This window comes from Cohnella baijiui (assembly GCF_020731285.1).
Lineage (GTDB): Bacteria > Bacillota > Bacilli > Paenibacillales > Paenibacillaceae > Cohnella.
Genome location: NZ_JAJFOW010000203.1, coordinates 1 through 313, shown reverse-complemented (window position 1 = coordinate 313; position 313 = coordinate 1). Strand labels below are relative to the sequence as shown.

The window sequence follows — 313 nt, the reverse complement described above, 5'->3', positions numbered from 1 at the left end:
CTCTGCCGCTTCCGCGTGCCGATGTACGGTAAATGGGTCCGCACATGGCCGCTCTGCCGCTTCCGCGTGCCGATGTACGGTAAATGGGTCCGTACATGGCTTCTCTGCCGCTTCCGCGAGCCGATGTACGGTAAATGGGTTCGTACATGGCTTCTCTGCCGCTTCCGCGAGCCGATGTACGGTAAATGGGTCCGCACATGGCCGCTCTCGCCGCCTCCGCGTGCCGATGTACGGTAAATGGGTCCGCACATGGCCGCTCTGCCGCTTCCGCGTGCCGATGTACGGTAAATGGGTCCGCACATGGCCGCTCTGC

General features: G+C 62.9%; 1 protein-coding gene. It reads left to right on the top strand.

Annotation, left to right across the window (positions count from 1 at the left end; all coding sequences use genetic code 11):
• The coding region (locus LKX83_RS32325) for a hypothetical protein (protein WP_227887366.1) at window positions 1-237 on the top strand (237 nt) is incomplete at its 5' end.
• Window positions 238-313: the final 76 nt, after the last annotated feature.